The following is a 15,349-nucleotide window of genomic DNA, read 5'->3' as shown; positions in this document are numbered from 1 at the left end:
ATAGTTTACTTGATTCATAATTCATAGTTTTATTGTATCATATTTTGTTTCGCAGGAAGTCTAATAAATCATGAAAAAAGTAATTATTTTTATCTTGTTAATCCTCTTAATCCTCTTAATCCTCTTAATCCTCTTATTAATCTTTTCTATTGTTTCAATTCTTATATACAACATGTTTTAAAAAATAAATAAAGAGATATTTTTGACACATGTAATATAATCAAATTGTTGAATAAATAGCTCAAGAATACACTAAATCCCTAGAGGACTGTTGTCTTCTAGGGATTTTTTACGTCGGTTTTTGATTAAAGTGTATTTTGGAGCTGAAAATGGTTTATCCTTTTTGGATTATGGATAATTGAAAAAAATTTTAGTTTTCACTTAAATAAAGTACATAATTAAGGATAATTAACTCTAAAAAATTTTTGGTTACGTACTATATTTGAACATTCCTAAATCTCCCCTGCAACATCTTTCCGAAAAACTATAATTTTCTTGAAAAATATAGTTGGGTATGCTATACTACTAGTATAGAAAGATTTGGAGAAAAACATGAAACGCGAGATCTTATTAGAACGGATTGATAAACTCAAACAAGTCATGCCTTGGTACGTCTTAGAATATTACCAATCAAAACTGGCCGTTCCATATAGTTTTACGACCTTATATGAATACTTAAAGGAATACGATCGATTTTTCACCTGGGTCTTGGAATCTGGTATATCGGATGCTGATACCATGTCTAATATTCCCTTAGACGTTCTGGAGCACATGACCAAGAAAGACATGGAATCTTTTATTCTTTACTTACGTGAACGTCCACTACTCAATGCCAATACGACGAAAAATGGTGTATCTCAAACAACCATTAACCGTACCATTTCTGCACTTTCTAGTCTTTATAAGTATTTGACTGAGGAAGTTGAAAACGAACAAGGAGAACCTTATTTCTATCGCAATGTTATGAAGAAGGTTGCTACCAAGAAAAAGAAAGAAACTTTAGCTGCACGAGCTGAGAATATCAAGCAAAAACTCTTTTTAGGCAATGAAACAGAAGGTTTCCTTAACTATATCGACCAGGAATACCCTAAAACTCTCTCAAATCGAGCCTTATCGTCCTTTAACAAGAATAAGGAGCGAGATTTAGCGATTATCGCACTCCTTCTTGCCTCTGGTGTCCGTCTTTCTGAAGCAGTTAACCTAGATCTTCGAGACCTCAATCTTAAGATGATGGTGATTGACGTCACTCGAAAAGGCGGAAAAAGAGACTCGGTCAATGTTGCTGCATTTGCTAAGCCTTATTTAGAGCAATATCTTGCTATTCGAGACAAACGATATAAGACAGAAAAAAAGGATACAGCTCTCTTCTTAACCTTGTATCGAGGGGTTCCAAACCGTATCGATGCTTCTAGTGTTGAAAAGATGGTAGCTAAGTATTCGGAAGACTTCAAAGTTCGGGTAACTCCCCACAAACTACGCCATACGCTTGCAACACGTCTCTATGATGCAACCAAATCACAGGTTTTGGTAAGCCATCAACTGGGACATGCCAGCACACAAGTTACTGACTTGTATACCCATATTGTCAATGATGAACAGAAAAATGCCTTGGATAGTCTGTAAAATACATAACATAAATTATGTAGAATGTTATTGTACAAAAGAAGCTGGATAAGTAATCAGTCACCCAGCAGTTCAAATTAGCAAAAGCCTATAACCTTAAAAAATCACGGTTCCATGATTTTTATTTTGACTCACCCCAAAAATGCGGAACTCATTCTCCTTCATATCTTCTTCTGAAATCTTCCGCAATTGTATCCTGAACAAGGCGTTTTATGTGACGAAGATTATTTTCTTCTGAGAATCTCATAATTTTTTCCGTTAGTTCGTCATCAATTGCATAGGTTCCTTCTTTGATAGAATTAAGCTTATCTACCAAATTATTTGCTTGTTCTTGGATAAATAGTCGTTTTTCGTCAAGGTTGGGAATTTGAAAATCACTAAGTAAATCAAACCGAGACCTCAGTGGAGCTGGAATATACTGAATATAATGTTCAGAAGTCATATTTGAAGTAAATACAATAGTATATCCATTAAGATTGTGAGCAACACCATGTCTATCCGTAAATTTACCATCTTCCAGTAGCTCATAAAAGAAATTAAATACAGCTGGTGTTGCTTTTTCGAATTCATCAATAAGAATAACTCTAGATTTTGATGAATTAATTTTTATAATAAGCTCACCACCCTCATCGCTTCCAACATATCCGAGTGGAGAACCTATTAAACTATTCAACACTCCTTCTGTCGAGTAGTTTCCAAAATTAATTTTGATAAGCTCCTCATCTGGATAGAGCGACTTTGATAAAATCTTAGCAAATTCTGTCTTACCTATTCCAGATTCACCAATTAAAAACACAGAAAAAATCTTTCTAACTCCTATTTTTTCGAGTAGTATAAAGTTTGCATACTTCTGTACAAAATCTTCCTTAAATAAATCATGACCGATTAGCTTGCTGGCAGCCTCCTGTATTTTATTTCTAAATTCAGTATTGCTCCTATCTTTCATGACATCATCAGGATTAAAATTTTGAACTTCTGGATTAGCAAAATCTTCATTTATTTCTTCATCTTCAAATAGAAGTGGCAACTCTTTTAGTACACTTTCATATTTTAACTTATTTAGCCAAAAAATAAGGGAGATAGGTACTTTACTTAACAAAAAGAAAAGCCGACCTATATACTGGCTATTGTAGGCATTTAAATTCATCAAGGCAGATAAATCTATAACTAATCCTTTTACAGTGTCAAATTCCTTGCATATATCCTCTATTTCACTCAAATTAGAGAAATCGTGAGATAAAATACGAGTGATATCAATCTTTTTACTTTCTGAGAAGCGTTTTTTTAAATCATCTATTCTTGCAACATCATATAAATAAATCACGATTCACTCTCCACATTGATTTTCTGAACGACAGCAATCACATCTATCAAATGGTATGTTCCTTTTAATTTTTCATACTTGAAATCTATTTCGAATTCCGCCCCTGATTTATCGCTCTTTTCAGATAATGAGGATTTTGGGATAATATCTTTTACATTTTTTATCACATTATTCTTCTTGGCTTGCTTACTCATAAACTCTAAAAATCTTGTTGATATGGTATCCACTTCTGAAAAATCAACCTTGCCTCTATCTATTCCAACTAAGCTAAGTTTTCCAAGTTGAAAATCGCTATGTCTATATCCATTCTCAAAACCTTCAACATCTCCATAAGGGAAACGAACCAAGAATTCTTCACCATCTTGTTGGAAGCTATAATCAATCGTATAGTCAGTCAAAAAAGTAGAAAGTAGATTTGACATATTTAATTCGATTCCCTCGGTGCTAGGATTATCCAACTTGCTAGCCTGTAATACCTGCAATATAAGTGGAATATCTTGTGCGTTTACGGGATTAAGAGCCACACTGTCAAATTTTATTAAATCTCCTTGCTCCAGGTTCTCAGCTTGAAAATTTTTAGACATTTCATAGACTTTTCTAAAAATCGTAGATTTAGTACTTTTAACTTCAAAACTCTCATTGATTTTGCTTTCTGCAGTTAATTCGTTGTCATTTTCATATCCTGAGTAAAAACTATTCCTCATTCCAATTTTAAAAGAGTTTTTACGACTTATTATATTGCTATTTTCTTTCTGAATAGTTGTCTTGATAGTATCATCGATTAGGGTAGCAATCTCATAAGACTTAGCCGAATTCAGATACACTAAGTTGAAATAGTCTATACTTGATTGAGAATTGTCTGCTTCTGTATTAATTTTATTGATAGAATCTATCCGCCAACTCACAGCACTCAATATGGCAATAGCCATTAGTAGTACATTTAAATCGATATTAGCTATGGGAATTAGACAATCCAATACGGGCTGGAGCAGTACATACAATATGGTTACAAATAAAAAATCATCCTTCTTCTCATTTATTAAAAAGTAAAAGGACAATATTGCCACTACAGCAAAAATCATCTTATATCCAGAATACGGCTGTAATATATTAATTTTAAACAAACAACCAAGGATTGTATATGTAACTAATGTATAGGTGGTTACCCTACGATAATTTATGTCTAAGAAAAATTTCTTTACCAACAAACACCTCCAACTTTCTTAATCACTCTTTTGTCTCTCTCTTACAAGAAGATCATTGATTAGCAGTTTTTATTTTTCTATTATACCATATATCAGAGATCAGTCCAAGGCAACCAGTCACCCAGTAGTCAAAATAATAAATACCTATACCCCCTTAAATAGCGATTTTGGTCGCTATTTTTATTTTTCTGGATTTTACACTTGACTCTTTAGATATTCAGAGTTATCATCAGACAGACAAAAATAAAAGTAAAGGAGTTGGCAATGAAAAATTTTAGACATAGTCCAGAAAGTCAGAATGAGCAATAGTCTAAACGATCTAAAATCGAAACATGCCAATTAACTACTTTTGGTGAAATTCACGATTATGTTCCTGAAGATATGTTTTCGAAATCAATATTTGAAACAAAAATTCCTTTGAATAAAGATGGAGCTTGTAAATTTTTAAATCTCGAACGAGCTGAAGAGTATTTTTTTCGATTGGATCGGTCTAAAAGCATAGAGTATGAGGAGGAGGAGTTTTAGTTTGAATAATGAAAAAAAGTGAGTAGATTTGTTCTACTCACTTAATCCCATAGACAAGACTGCTTACCTAAAACCAACTTCTTTATTTTTATTCCACCACAGCCTCAGCAATTTCTTCTGCAGTAATTCCTGCGAAGTAACGACCTAGGTTTATGGTTTGTAGGGCTTTAAGAACGTCTTCACGTTCGTATTTGACACCACGAAGGACGTCTTCTACTGCTGCAACATCTTCGATACCGAAAAAGTCACCGTAAATCTTGATATCTTGAATTTTTGACTCGATAACGTTAGCAAAGATTTCAACTTTACCGCTTGGGAATTTTGTGCCACGACGGACATTGTATTCAGGTGATTTCCCATAGTTCCAATCCCAAGTTCCAAACTTAGTATCTTTAATACGATTGATTTCAGCCAATTCTTCATCTGAAAATACATATTCTGTCATTTCAGGATATTCTTTTTTCATGTATTCCAAGAGTAAATCACGGAATTCTTCAACAGTGATCTTTTCTGGCAACTCATCGATAATATTAGTTACTCGAGCACGGACTGATTTAACCCCTTTTGATTCAAACTTATCTTTAGACACTTTAAGTGCGTTAGCTAGGACTGACAAATCCACGTCAAAGAGAAGACAACCATGGTGCATGATACGGCCATTGATATAGGCTTGTGCATTTCCACAGAATTTCTTACCGTCTATTTCTAAGTCGTTACGGCCTGTAAATTCAGCTTTAACACCAAGTTCAGCCAAGGTATTGATAACTGGAGTAGAGAAGCTCTTGAAGTCAAAGGCCTTGTTTTCATCTTCTTTTGAAATGATGGTATAGTTAAGGTTGTTCAAATCATGGTAAACAGCTCCACCACCACTGATCCGACGGACTACTTCAATACCGTTTTCGCGTACATAGTCACGGTTAATTTCTTCGATGGTATTTTGGTGACGACCTACAATGATAGATGGTTTGTTGATCCAAAGAAGGAAGATTTGATCTTCATCAAGAAGATGCTTAAAAGCGTACTCCTCTAAAGCAATATTAAAGGCAGTGTCGTTTGAATGATTGATAATGTATTTCATAAGATACCTTCTAATACGATAGAGACTGGAAAATAATTCCAGTCTAGTCTATCTATTTTTATTTTTTCTTAGGTGAATGGATAGCCATTCCAAGAACATCAGCAAATGCTTCGTACATAACTTCAGAGTATGTTGGGTGTCCGTGGATTGTCTTAAGCATTTCTTCAACAGTGATTTCCATTTCGATGATGCTTGACGCTTCATTGATCAACTCTGCAGCAGCAGGACCAATGATATGAACACCAAGGATTTCACCATATTTCTTGTCTGCAATGACTTTAACAAATCCTTGAGCAGCATCTGATGCAATTGCACGTCCGTTTGCGGCAAAGTTGAATTTACCGATTTGGACATCATATTTCTCACGAGCTTGTTCTTCTGTCAAACCAACTGCTGCTACTTCTGGAAGTGTGTAAATAGCTGCAGGAGTCAAGTTCAATTTAGCAACATGGTGATTTCCTTTAAGAGCATTTTCAGCAGCAACTTCACCCATACGGAAGGCAGCGTGAGCCAACATCTTAGTACCGTTGATATCACCTGGTGCATAGATACCTGGAACAGAAGTTTCCATGTATTCGTTAACCTTAATACGGCCACGGTCTAATTCAAATTCAACATCTCCGATACCTTCAAGGTCTGGAACACGACCGATTGAAAGAAGGGCTTTATTTGCGATGATATCATCTTTTCCTTCAACTTTGATACGGAGTTTGCCATCTTCTTCAATGATTTCTTGAAGTTTAGTACCTGTCAAGATAGTCATACCTTTGCGCTCAAGAATCAAGCGAAGGTTTTTAGATACTTCAGCATCCATTGCTGGAACAATGCGATCCATCATTTCGATAACAGTAACTTTTGAACCAAATGTCATGAATGCTTGGCCAAGCTCGATACCGACAACTCCACCACCAATGATAACGAGGCTTTCTGGTACTTCATTCATTTCAAGGATGTCATCACTAGTCATCACAAGAGATGATTCCATACCAGGAACGTTGATTTTGCTTACTTTTGAACCACCAGCAAGGATGATCTTCTTAGTTTCAAGCAATTCAGAACCATTTACCAAGACATTCTTATCTTTAGTAATAGTACCGATACCTTTATGAACATCAACTCCATAGCTACGAAGAAGCCCTGCAACACCACCAACAAGAGTATTGACAACTTTAGATTTTGTTTCTAAAAGTTTTTCCATATCAACAGTGAAGTTAGGATTTTCGATTACGATACCACGATTTGCGGCATGACCGATGTTTTCGATAATTTCAGCGTTATGAAGGTAGGTCTTGGTTGGGATACAGCCACGGTTCAAGCAGGTTCCACCGAGTTCAGATTTCTCAACAAGGGCAACCTTACCACCGAGTTGGGCAGCTTTAATGGCTGCAACATAACCAGCAGGACCTCCACCAATCACAACGATATCAAAAGCATCATCGCTCTTACCATCATCATTTGAAGCACTTGCTGCAGGTGCTGGGCTAGCTTCTGGTGCAGCTACTCCAGCTGTTGGGATATTTTCCCCTTCTTCTCCGAGGTAACCGATAACTTCCGTTACAGGGACTGTTTCGCCATCTCCTTTTAGGATAGCAATCAAGTACCCATCTTCTTCGGCTTCCAATTCCATACTGACTTTATCAGTCATGATTTCCAAAAGGATTTCTCCTTCTTTTACAAATTCTCCGACTTTTTTATTCCATTGGACGATTTGTCCTTCTGTCATATCCACGCCGGCTTTTGGCATAATTACTTCTAAGGCCATGTCTTCCTTCCTTTATCTATATCTTAAAAATAAATACTCTTGTTCTTAAATCAACATTGAGATTGGATTTTCAATCAATTCTTTCAAGTCCTTCATAAACTTAGCACCAGCCATACCATCTACGACACGGTGGTCAATGGTTAAACCAAGACTCATGATTGGGCGAATCACAATTTCACCATTGACGACAACTGGCTTCTCAATTGTCGAACTCACACCAAGGATAGCTGAGTTGGGTTGGTTAATAATCGGACCAAAGGACTGAACACCAAACATTCCCAAATTACTGATTGTGAAGGTTGAATTTTGCAATTCGCTAGGAGCTAGTTTACCATCCAAAGTACGTCCGATAACATCTTTGAAGGCAACTACCAACTCAGACAAACTCATTTTTTCAGCATTATAAACAACTGGCGTCATCAAACCATTATCCATTCCAACAGCCATCGCAAGGTTGACATAGTTGTGAGTGATAATTGTCTTACCATCTTCCGTTAATGAAGCGTTAATGTACGGGTGTTTCATAAGCGTCTTAACAACTGCAAGTGAAAGCAAGTCTGTAACAGTGATTTTCTTACCAGTTGCTTCCATGATTGGATCAAGGACTTTCTTACGAAGGGCAAGCATTTCAGACATATCGACATCGTAGTTAAGCGTGAAGGTTGGTGCAGTCAAGTATGATTCAACCATACGTTGAGCGATAACCTTACGCATCGGTGTCATCGGGATACGTTCTATTTCACCGTAAGGTGTTACATTATCTGGAACTTCTTCCACTTTCTCGATTTGAGCAGGTGATTTAATCGTATCGTTTTCAATATTTTCCGGAAGGAAAGCTAAAACATCCTTCTTCATAATCTTGCCACGATGACCAGTTCCTTGAATTTCTTGCCATGCAATGTTATGTTCAAGGGCAATTCGTTTTGCAAGTGGTGAAATGCGAACCACATTAGTGTCTTTAAATGTTTCCACGTCTTCTTTGTGGACACGACCGTTTGCGCCTGAGCCAGAAATATCGTAGAGATTAATTCCTAAATCATCCGCTAATTTTCTAGCTGCAGGAGTCGCTCTTAGCTTATCATCAGCCATGACCTCTCCTATTCTATTACAAGATATTAAGGACGAAGAGGGCAATGAAAAAATAGGAGATTGACGATGTGTTCCATGAACACAAGGAAATCTATCTTTTTTTCGCAGACCTCCGTCCGAATTCAATTATAAGATACTAAGGGCGTTTAAAAGCGACCGAAAAATAGGAAATCAACGCAGACTTCGATGAAGTCAAGGAGATTTATCTTTTTTCCGAGCTTTTAGCCCGTGCTCTAATCTAAGATATCAAGGACGAAGAGAACTCTGCACCTAAAAGATACAAAGCTTCTCGTCTAATTAATTTTCTACATAATTTATTTTATGTATTATTGTTTGTTATGAGTTTTACGGATGGCATCTTTGATGCTTTCAACTGTTGGAATCATTGCATTTTCAAGATTTTGTGCGTAAGGCATCGGTACATCTTCCCCTGCACAACGGCGAATAGGTGCATCTAAATAATCGAATGCTTCTGATTCTGAGATAATAGCTGAAATTTCACCGATAAAACCACTTGTCTTGTGGGCATCATTGACGAGAACTACTTTTCCTGTTTTCTTGACAGAGTTAATAATAATCTCTTTATCAAGTGGAACCAAAGTACGTGGGTCAACCACCTCTACTGAGATCCCTTCTTCTGCTAATTCTTCAGCTGCTTGCATAACACGTCGTAGCATTTTACCGTATGTTACGACAGTTACATCAGTTCCTTCACGTTTAATTTCACCAACACCAAGCGGAATTGTATAGTCAGGATCTACTGGTACTTCACCTTTTTGGTTGAATTCTGATTTGTATTCAAGAATGATAACAGGGTTGTTGTCACGGATAGAAGACTTAAGAAGCCCCTTCATATCAGCTGGTGTACCTGGAGCAACAACCTTCAATCCAGGGATGTGAGTGAACCAAGATTCCAATGATTGTGAGTGCTGAGCTGCAGAACCTACTCCGTTACCAGCGGCACAGCGGATTGTAATCGGCACTTGACCTTTACCGCCAAACATGTAACGAGTTTTAGCTGCTTGGTTGACGATATTATCCATGGCAATAACAGAAAAGTCCATGAAAGTCATGTCAACGATTGGACGAAGTCCTGTCATGGCTGCACCAGCAGCTGCACCTGAGATAGCAGCTTCAGAAATCGGACAGTCACGAACACGTTCTGGTCCAAATTCTTCAAGCATACCTACAGATGTACCAAAGTCTCCACCAAAAACTCCGACATCTTCACCCATCAAAAGCACATTTTCGTCGCGACGCATTTCCTCAGACATTGCAAGGATAATGGTATCGCGGAAAGACATTAATTTAGTTTCCATATTTCTCTACCTCTCCTTAGTCTGCGTAAATATCTTCAAAAGCTGATTCTAGTGGAGGGAATGGACTTTCTTCTGCAAACTTAACAGATGCTTCCACTGCTTCCTTAACTTGCGCTTGAATTTCTTCAAGTTCTTCTGCACTTGCAATCTTGTTCTCAACAAGGTACTTGCGAAGATTTTCGATTGGATCTTTTTCCTTCCACTCATCGACTTCTTCACGTGTACGATATTTACCAGGGTCTGATGATGAGTGACCAAGCCAACGATAGGTTACACTTTCGATCAAGACAGGACCTTTACCAGAACGAACATGGTCAACTGCTTTTTTAAATCCTTCGTAGACATCGATAACATTGTTACCGTCTTCGATAAACATTCCAGGAATACCGTAAGCAGCACTACGCTCATGGATATGCTTGACATTAGTCATTTTCTTAATATCGGCAGAGATTCCATAACCGTTATTGATACAGTAGAAAATTACCGGAAGATTCCAAATTGAAGCCATATTAACAGCTTCGTGGAATACACCTTCATTAGTCGCTCCATCACCAAAGAAGCAGACAACGATTTTACCAGTGTTTTTCATTTGTTGAGTAAGGGCAGCCCCTACTGCGATTCCCATACCACCACCAACAATACCGTTGGCACCAAGGTTACCTGCATCAAGGTCGGCGATGTGCATAGATCCACCTTTACCTTTACAAGTTCCCGTATATTTACCAAGGATCTCAGCCATCATACCATTGAGGTCGATTCCTTTAGCAATGGCTTGTCCGTGACCACGGTGGTTCGATGTTATGAGGTCGTCTTCGTTTAGAGCTAACATAGCCCCAACGTTTGCAGCTTCCTCACCAACAGAAAAGTGCGTCATACCTGGCACTTTACCTTTTTTTACTAATTGAGCAATTTTTAAATCCATACGACGAATTTCTTCCATCTTACGGAACATCTCAAGCAAAAGATTTTTATCTAAAGTTGACATAATCTTGCCTTTCTAAGTTTAATTTCTTATAGTTCTATTCTAACTGATAGGTTAACTAGAGTCAAAGATTATGCTTGATAATTTTTCACAATGTAAAAAAAGAAAAGCCAATGAAATCAAGACTTTTCTTTACATAAAACAACTATTTCACAAACAGTTTTTCCAGTTTTTTTCATCAAATTATTTGATTGTTTTCATAATAACTTGTAAACGCCACTGATAAAGTATACCACTAATCACCAGACTAACAATTAAACCAATCCAATAAGAATAGGCGCCTAATCCTGTCCAGTAATCTAAGACTATTCCCAGTGGAATAGCTACGCCCCAGTATCCAAGAAGTCCAAGATAGAAGGGAACAACCGTATCCTTGTAGCCACGTAAAATTCCTTGCAAGGGTGCTGCGAAGGTATCAGCTAATTGGAAAAACAAACTATAGGTCATAAAAGAAGCTGTCAGTTGAATGAACTCTGGATCTTGACCATAGAGACTAGCAACATTTTCACGATAGATATAAAGGAAACCAAGTGTCAAAATCGCAAATACCATAGCTGTTAAACGTCCAATATGTATGTATTGCTTAGCATCGTTTAAGCGTCTAGCCCCTACTTCGTAGGAAACAACAATAGCCATGGCTGTTGAGATGCTCATAGGAAAGGCGTACATGAGAGACGAAAAGTTCATGGCAGATTGATGACTTGCTATTATCAAAGATGAAAACTTTGCCATAATCAATCCCACTGCTGAAAAAATGGCTACTTCCGCAAAGACAGTACCCCCAATTGGTAACCCGAGACGAATTGCTTCTTTGATTTTTTCTATTCGCAAGGGCATTGGTACTTCTAGATGATATTCCTTAAGCTTTTTATGCTTTAACAAGACTAAGATAGAAATCAATAACAAAACCCAGTAGGCAAGTGAGGTACCAAGACCTGCACCTGCGCCTCCAAGTTCAGGTACTCCAAATGCTCCATAAATCAATACATAGTTGAAACCACTATTAAAAGGAAGCAAGAGAAGCATGAGATACATAGATAATTTTGTTAATCCGAGTGTGTCAAGTAGAGAACGTATCACACTGAAAAGTAAGAGCGGGATAATACCAATAGCTAGTAGCCATAAATAACGGGTTGCTACACTTGCTACAGCTGTCTCTAATCCCATATATCCCAAAATAACTGGTACTAAAAAGAAGACTAGTACAAAAAGAATAAGGGATAAGGCTAAAGATAGATAAATAAATTGATAAAAATCTGAAGCAACCTCTTTCTTCTGTCCTTGGCCCAAATGGTGTCCGATAATAGGTACTAAGGCTGATACAATCCCTGTCAGAAAGGTGAAAAAAGGATTCCATAAGCTTGTAGCTATGGAAACTCCTGCCAGATCCAGTGTGTTATACTGACCCGTCATTGTTGTATCAACAAAGGAGGCCGAATAATTAGCAAATTGGTAAATCAATATCGGAAAGAATATTTTTAAAAATAAGATAATTTTATCTTTGAGATGTTGAGTTGAGTACATACCTTCTCTTTCTACTCCTTTTCATCCAAGCCAAAAAGCTTTAAGCCGTATTTTTTCAAGCTTAATGTTGGATTACTAGCTTTTGATGTCGTATGCCAACAATTACAAGTGTCGCAATAATAGCTCCTAACCAATCCACCATTATCATAGTCTACGGCGTGGTCGGCTTTTTCCTTGGTTTCATATTGAAGTTTAGTACGGTTGGCAGCAGGACAAAACACTCCGTGGCAAGCCTTTCGTTTTCTATCTCTAAGTTTACGAAAATAATTCATCCTCAAGCTCCTACTCTACTTGATAAACGATTTGGCCCTTACAGATGGTGTATTTGACCTGCCCTTTTAACTCTTCACCGATAAATGGTGAGTTAGATGCTTTAGAAGCAAAATGTGATCCTATAATACGGTCTACCTTAGCGTCAAAAATGGTAATGTCTGCAGGTCCATTTTCAGCCAAATAACCCGCTTCAAAATTATACAATTTGGCAGGGTTTACTGTCATTTTTTCTAATAACTGCATCAAGCTCAACTCGCCAGCTTCTACTAAGTAAGTTAAACCAAGTGACAAGGAAGTTTCAAGTCCGGTCATACCTGAAGGAGCTTTAGTGATATCCTCGACATTCTTTTCATCAGCATGGTGAGGCGCGTGGTCAGTTGCAATGACAGAAATAACTCCTGACTTAAGACCTTCGATAACAGCAAGGCGGTCTGACTCTAATCGTAAAGGTGGATTCATTTTTGCATTGCTTCCTTGGGTCAAGAGAAGAGCTTCAGTTTTAGAGAAATGTTGCGGTGCTACTTCTGATGTTACCTGAGCACCTAGACCCTGAGCAAACTCGACAACTTTGACACTCTCTTCTTTAGACAAGTGCTGAATGTGGACATGGGCTTTGGTTGCATAGGCAATCATAACATCACGTGCAATCATAGCATACTCAGCAACCCCGGTAGCACCGCAGATATGGAAATGTTCTTTAGCGATGTTTTCATTAAAACCTAGCGTACCATTCAGTCCAGGATCTTCTTCGTGCAAACTGATAAAGGTGTTTAACTTTTTAGCATCTTCCATGGCTTCCTTGACCACTTTACTGCTTTCAAGAGGAATCCCGTCATCAGAAAATCCAACTGCACCAGCATCTAAAAGAGCTTTAAAGTCAGTTATGTCTTGACCATTAAAGTTTTTGGTAATCGTTGCTACAGATTTAACGTTGATCTTTTCCTTTGCCGCAGATTGAAGAACTTCCTGCAGGGTCACTACATCAGAAATAGTTGGATTAGTATTAGCCATCATAACGACAGTTGTAAATCCACCTGCAGCTGCTGCTAGTGCTCCTGTATGAATGTCTTCTTTATGAGTTTGACCAGGTTCACGGAAATGAACATGGATATCCACCAAACCGGGTGCAACTACAAGACCAGTTGCATCAATGACCTCTGCATCTTTTTCACTAATTTGTGGTGCAATTTTGACAATTTTACCGTCTTCAATCAAGACATCACACACTTGATCCAAACCAGACTTAGGATCCATTACTCGACCATTTTTAATTAGTAACATCTGCTTTCTCCTTTATTCGTAGAAATCCACTTGGGTATCCAATAACTTATCACCATCATAAACAAACTTTGCTGAAAAGAATGGTTTATCTTCTAAAAGCCACTCTACGAAGGTGTGGTCTCCTTCCCAGGTTGGTTTGCTCAAAACCTCATCATAAGGAACCCATTCTAAAGTCCCTTCATTACAGTCAATCAATTCACCCTCAAACTCCGTCACCTTAAACACATAAGTGTACCAGTCTAAGTCTGGTGTGAACTCAGGAAAGGTGATTACACCTTTAAGAACTGGCTTAGCCTTCAATCCTGTTTCTTCTAAAATCTCGCGGGCCGCACATTCTTGTGGAGTTTCTCCACGCTCTAACTTTCCACCTACACCGATCCATTTTCCTTCATGGACATCATTAGGCTTTTTATTGCGATGAAGCATGAGCAGTTCTTTTCCATTATCAATGTAGCAAATCGTCGCTAACTGAGGCATATTTTCTCCTTATCTAAGCCAATCGATTGGCTCTTGTCCACTTTCTTTTAAGAATGCATTTGCTTTTGAAAATGGTTTTGACCCCCAAAATCCTCTGTAAACTGAAAGAGGACTTGGGTGGGCTGATTCGATAATCAAGTGCTGAGGATTTGTAACCAAGGACTTTTTCTTACGTGCATAAGCACCCCAAAGTACAAAAACTACGGGTCTATCAAGATTATTGACAACCTTGATTACAGCATCTGTAAAAGGTTCCCATATCTGCCCAGCATGACCATTTGCTTGACCAGCAGGAACCGTCAAGCAAGCATTGAGAAGCAAGACCCCCTGCTCTGCCCAAGAAGTCAAATCATGTGAAGCTTTTAGACCAATATCATCAGCAAGTTCTTTCAAGATATTTTGCAAAGAAGGAGGTGCTGGAATAGCATCTGGAACTGAAAAACTCAAACCCTGAGCTTGACCAGGTCCATGATAAGGATCTTGACCAAGGATAACAACCTTAACCTCTTCCAGAGGAGTTGTTATAAGAGCCTGAAAAACCTTTTCTTTAGGAGGATATACAGTTCCTTGAGCATAAACCTGCTCCATAAAGTGATTGATTTTCCCAAAATAACCTTCCGGTAATTGCTCCTTAATTAAAGCATGCCAAGACGAGTGTTCCATAGCCAACTCCTTCGTTTATACTGCCTCTATTATAGCAAAAAGTGGCTATCTAAACCACTTTTTACAGTATCTATAAACGTGTTGATAAATTTTATAAAGATTCAAGACTACAGCAAGTCCTCCAATTTGAAAGATAGCTAGTCATTTCAAAAACTATTATTATATAGTGGATTGAAATAAGATATGAACAAATCGATTAGGAAAGTCAAAATAATTTTTAAAAA

At 37.7% G+C, this 15,349-nt stretch carries 13 protein-coding genes; 1 reads left to right on the top strand and 12 read right to left on the bottom strand.

The window, feature by feature from the left end; genetic code table 11:
• Window positions 1-552: 552 nt before the first annotated feature.
• The gene (gene xerS, locus ADF68_RS02145; RefSeq protein WP_049548454.1) at window positions 553-1,623 is read left to right on the top strand and encodes a tyrosine recombinase XerS; all 1,071 of its coding nucleotides are present in this window, start codon (window positions 553-555) and stop codon (window positions 1,621-1,623) included.
• A 151-nt stretch (window positions 1,624-1,774) separates the two neighbouring features.
• On the opposite strand, the gene ADF68_RS02140 is transcribed toward xerS, so the two are convergent.
• The 12 genes from ADF68_RS02140 to ADF68_RS02085 all read right to left on the bottom strand — a co-directional run bounded on the left by ADF68_RS02140 (window position 1,775) and on the right by ADF68_RS02085 (window position 15,125).
• A complete protein-coding gene (locus ADF68_RS02140) occupies window positions 1,775-2,947 on the bottom strand; it encodes an AAA family ATPase (protein ID WP_049548453.1) in 1,173 nt (390 codons plus the stop codon).
• Entirely contained in the window at window positions 2,944-4,152 is a 1,209-nt protein-coding gene (locus ADF68_RS02135) for a hypothetical protein (protein ID WP_049548452.1), read from the bottom strand. Before ADF68_RS02135 ends, ADF68_RS02140 begins: the two co-directional genes overlap by 4 nt.
• Before the next feature lie 613 nt (window positions 4,153-4,765).
• Window positions 4,766-5,755: a lipoate--protein ligase gene (locus ADF68_RS02130; protein WP_049529672.1), complete on the bottom strand. Its 990-nt coding sequence runs from the start codon at window positions 5,753-5,755 to the stop codon at window positions 4,766-4,768.
• A 58-nt stretch (window positions 5,756-5,813) separates the two neighbouring features.
• Window positions 5,814-7,517 carry a dihydrolipoyl dehydrogenase gene (gene lpdA / locus ADF68_RS02125; RefSeq protein ID WP_049548451.1) on the bottom strand — a complete coding sequence of 568 codons (1,704 nt, stop codon included), beginning with the start codon at window positions 7,515-7,517 and terminating at the stop codon, window positions 5,814-5,816.
• A 45-nt stretch (window positions 7,518-7,562) separates the two neighbouring features.
• On the bottom strand, window positions 7,563-8,606 hold the full coding sequence (locus ADF68_RS02120) for a dihydrolipoamide acetyltransferase (protein WP_049548450.1): 1,044 nt from the start codon (window positions 8,604-8,606) through the stop codon (window positions 7,563-7,565).
• A gap of 326 nt (window positions 8,607-8,932) precedes the next feature.
• The gene (locus tag ADF68_RS02115; RefSeq protein WP_049548449.1) at window positions 8,933-9,925 is read right to left on the bottom strand and encodes an alpha-ketoacid dehydrogenase subunit beta; all 993 of its coding nucleotides are present in this window, start codon (window positions 9,923-9,925) and stop codon (window positions 8,933-8,935) included.
• Between the two features lie 16 nt (window positions 9,926-9,941).
• A complete protein-coding gene (locus ADF68_RS02110) occupies window positions 9,942-10,910 on the bottom strand; it encodes a thiamine pyrophosphate-dependent dehydrogenase E1 component subunit alpha (RefSeq protein WP_036757432.1) in 969 nt (322 codons plus the stop codon).
• Between the two features lie 180 nt (window positions 10,911-11,090).
• Window positions 11,091-12,431, bottom strand: coding sequence for an MATE family efflux transporter (locus ADF68_RS02105; RefSeq protein ID WP_049548448.1), 1,341 nt, complete (start codon window positions 12,429-12,431; stop codon window positions 11,091-11,093).
• An 11-nt stretch (window positions 12,432-12,442) separates the two neighbouring features.
• Window positions 12,443-12,703 (bottom strand): hypothetical protein, encoded by a 261-nt coding sequence (locus ADF68_RS02100; RefSeq protein ID WP_049548447.1) that lies wholly within the window; start codon window positions 12,701-12,703, stop codon window positions 12,443-12,445.
• Between the two features lie 10 nt (window positions 12,704-12,713).
• Entirely contained in the window at window positions 12,714-13,985 is a 1,272-nt protein-coding gene (locus tag ADF68_RS02095) for a dihydroorotase (RefSeq protein ID WP_049548446.1), read from the bottom strand.
• Window positions 13,986-13,997: 12 nt separating this feature from the next.
• Window positions 13,998-14,462, bottom strand: coding sequence for an NUDIX hydrolase (locus ADF68_RS02090; protein ID WP_001135775.1), 465 nt, complete (start codon window positions 14,460-14,462; stop codon window positions 13,998-14,000).
• Between the two features lie 9 nt (window positions 14,463-14,471).
• A complete protein-coding gene (locus tag ADF68_RS02085; protein ID WP_049548445.1) occupies window positions 14,472-15,125 on the bottom strand; it encodes a uracil-DNA glycosylase in 654 nt (217 codons plus the stop codon).
• Window positions 15,126-15,349 lie beyond the last annotated feature (224 nt).

Origin of the sequence: Streptococcus pseudopneumoniae (genome assembly GCF_001068775.1) — a bacterium.
GTDB lineage: Bacteria > Bacillota > Bacilli > Lactobacillales > Streptococcaceae > Streptococcus > Streptococcus pseudopneumoniae_N.
The sequence above is the reverse complement of the archived record's forward strand: the minus strand, read 5'-3'. Positions and strand labels throughout refer to the sequence as shown.

Coding starts and splice junctions, on each gene's coding strand:
- ADF68_RS02090 (WP_001135775.1), bottom strand. CDS start 14,462: ATGCCTCAGTTAGCGACGATTTGCTACATTGATAATGGAAAAGAACTG.
- xerS (WP_049548454.1), top strand. CDS start 553: ATGAAACGCGAGATCTTATTAGAACGGATTGATAAACTCAAACAAGTC.
- ADF68_RS02110 (WP_036757432.1), bottom strand. CDS start 10,910: ATGTCAACTTTAGATAAAAATCTTTTGCTTGAGATGTTCCGTAAGATG.
- lpdA (WP_049548451.1), bottom strand. CDS start 7,517: ATGGCCTTAGAAGTAATTATGCCAAAAGCCGGCGTGGATATGACAGAA.
- ADF68_RS02120 (WP_049548450.1), bottom strand. CDS start 8,606: ATGGCTGATGATAAGCTAAGAGCGACTCCTGCAGCTAGAAAATTAGCG.
- ADF68_RS02100 (WP_049548447.1), bottom strand. CDS start 12,703: ATGAATTATTTTCGTAAACTTAGAGATAGAAAACGAAAGGCTTGCCAC.
- ADF68_RS02085 (WP_049548445.1), bottom strand. CDS start 15,125: ATGGAACACTCGTCTTGGCATGCTTTAATTAAGGAGCAATTACCGGAA.
- ADF68_RS02130 (WP_049529672.1), bottom strand. CDS start 5,755: ATGAAATACATTATCAATCATTCAAACGACACTGCCTTTAATATTGCT.
- ADF68_RS02095 (WP_049548446.1), bottom strand. CDS start 13,985: ATGTTACTAATTAAAAATGGTCGAGTAATGGATCCTAAGTCTGGTTTG.
- ADF68_RS02105 (WP_049548448.1), bottom strand. CDS start 12,431: ATGTACTCAACTCAACATCTCAAAGATAAAATTATCTTATTTTTAAAA.
- ADF68_RS02115 (WP_049548449.1), bottom strand. CDS start 9,925: ATGGAAACTAAATTAATGTCTTTCCGCGATACCATTATCCTTGCAATG.